The organism is Acidimicrobiales bacterium (assembly GCA_036273495.1).
Classification (GTDB): domain Bacteria; phylum Actinomycetota; class Acidimicrobiia; order Acidimicrobiales; family JAJPHE01; genus DASSEU01.
Genome location: DASUHN010000190.1, coordinates 1 through 2,556 on the forward strand (window position 1 = coordinate 1; position 2,556 = coordinate 2,556).

Sequence of the window (2,556 nt, forward strand, 5' to 3'; positions counted from 1 at the left end):
CGTCGGCACCCAGCCCGGACCAGCTGACTTCACCGACCTGGCCCAGGGGACCGGCGCCGGGGGCCCGGGCGCGACGCCCGTGACCACGACCGTCAACCTCTCGCCCGCCGTCCTGAGCGAGATCACCGCCCGGCTGCCCGCGTCAGACAACGGCACGGGGACCGCCGGAAGCCCGGCGCCCGACGCCCCCGCCTTCACCCTGCGCCTCGTGGTCACCGACGCCCACGGGCTGGTCGGGACCGATCGGCGCACCGAATACCTGGTGCACGACCCGACGCTGCTGACCGCCGCGCCGGTACAGCCCGCGGCCGGCGCGGGCACGGGGCCCGTCACCCAGCCGGCAACCGCCATCGGGGGATCGGTGGACGCCGCCCCCACCCTCGCTCCCATCGGGCCGGGGGGAAGCAACGCCCTGCTGGTGGCCACGGCCGACGGCACCATCCACGCCTACGTGCCCGGCCCCCGAGGACCGACGGAGCTGCGGGGCTGGCCCGTCACCACCGCGCTGCTGCCGGGCCAGGCCGAGCTGACCGATCACGAGGCCGCCTACACGAGCGGGCAGGTGACCGCCGTGCCCCACTGCTCGACCGTCGGCGGGGTGGCCGTCGGCCACCTGCAGCGGGGCGGGCTTCCCGACGTGGTGGCCAGCGACGAGTGCGGAAACGTCTACGCGTGGGACGCGTCAGGCCGGCCCCTGCGCGGGTTCCCCGTGCACACCAACCCGGCGTACTCACAGGACCCCGCGCCCTACGCCGGCACCAGCGCGGCCACCGACCCGGCCGTCGACCCCCGGGACCCGCACAACCGGCTGTTGCCGGGCAGCGTCGGCGCCCCCGCGCTGGCCGATCTCACCGGCAGCGGCCAGCTCGATGTGGTGGACTCCTCGCTGGACCGCCACGTGTACGCGTGGGACCCCGGAGGGCGCCTCCTGCCCGGCTATCCGGTGCTGGTGGTCGACCCCGCCCAGGTGCAGAGCGTCGAGCCGACCTCCAACCACGTCACCTTCAAGTCGTCGGTCGACGTGCAGATGGGCTCGATGATCCTGGACACGCCGGCGGTCGGCCGGCTGTCCGGCGGCACCGGGCCACCCGATCTCGTCGTGGGCACGGACGAGGAGTACGGCTGCAACCCCGCCACGGTGCCCGGCGCCGGCCTGCAAGAGGACCCGGGCCGCCCCGACTGCGCCATCAGCGAAGCCAACACGGCGAACTACGGCCTGGACGCAGCCGGTGCGTCGCTGCTCAACCCGGCCAACAGCGAGGTCTACGCCCTCAGCCCTCGAGGGAACGCCAACACGGCCGGTGCCAAGGCGTGCGCCGGATCGACCGCCCAGCCCAGCGCCTGCGCCATCCTCCCGGGCTGGCCGGCCCAGATGGTCGACCTCGATGCCGGCCTCCTGCCCGACGTGGCCGACGGGACCACCGCCAGCCCGGCCCTGGCCGACCTGGCGGGCAACGGCCAGCTCGACGTCGGGGCCATGACGTCGGTCGGACCGGCCTACATCTTCACCCCCGGTGGCGCCTCGTACTTCGGGAACGGGCCCGACGGCCGACCCATCAGCCTGTCGATGTCAGCTGCCGGGCCGCTCGCCAGGTCCCACGACGTGCCGAGCATCCCCTCGCTCGGCATGCCCGTGTTCGCTCCTCTCGGTGACGCCGCTCCCGGGATCAGCTTCGTGGCCCCGGCAACGTCGCTCGGAAAGGCGCTCGACGCTGCCCTGCCCGACCAGCAGTACGCCAACGACAACCAGGTCGACGCGTGGAACACGAGCACCGCCACCATGCAACCGGCGTTCCCGCAGGTGATGAACGACCTCCAGTTCTTCGACCAGCCCATCGTCGCCAACGTCGGGGGTACGGGGTCCGGCCCGTACGTGGTCGAGGGAAGCGCCACCTCCGACCTGCGCGCCGTGGACGCCACGGGTCAGGAGGCGCCCGGGTTCCCGAAGTTCACCGGGGACTGGATCGTGAACAGCCCATCGTTCGGACCGTGGGCCCAGCTCGGCACGCAGGTACTGGCCGCCGGAACCAGGAACGGGGACCTGTTCGTGTGGTCGACGAGCACACCTCGTTGCGCCTCGAGTGGGCCGTGGCCCCGCCAGCACCACGACCTGTCCAACACGAGCGACCTCGAAGCCCTGGCGCTGGGCCCGGCGAGCTGCCCGGCGACGAGCACCCCGTAGGGAGGCGGAGTCGATGCGCCTGCTCCGCCACGGCTCCACCGGCCTGGTGACAAGCCCGAGATCTGGAGGGTTCATGATCAGGAGAAAGCGGGTCCGGGCCACGGCAGCCGCCGTGGTGAGCGTGCTCATCGGCGCCGGCGTTCAGGCGGCGGTGGCCGCACCGGGCGCGGGGTCGTCTGTGTCGACCGGGGCCTTCGCCACCGAGCCGGTGGTCCTCACCGGCGCCGACTTCCCGGGATGGACGTCCGGACCGGAGACCACGGCCCGGGCACCCGAGCCTCCGACGGATTACGAGGTGTACGACACCCAGGGCTCGCTGCCCTCCGGGGTCCGCAGCGACTGCTACCAGTCAGATCCCAAACCGGACGCGAACG

2 protein-coding genes are annotated in these 2,556 nt (G+C 73.3%); both read left to right on the forward strand.

Going from position 1 to position 2,556, the window contains the following annotated elements; all coding sequences use genetic code 11:
* A partial coding sequence (locus VFW24_08065; GenBank protein ID HEX5266715.1) for a hypothetical protein occupies positions 1–2,182 on the forward strand: 2,182 nt, incomplete at its 5' end.
* A 73-nt stretch (positions 2,183–2,255) separates the two neighbouring features.
* Positions 2,256–2,556: hypothetical protein (locus tag VFW24_08070; protein HEX5266716.1), on the forward strand; the 301-nt coding region annotated here is incomplete at its 3' end.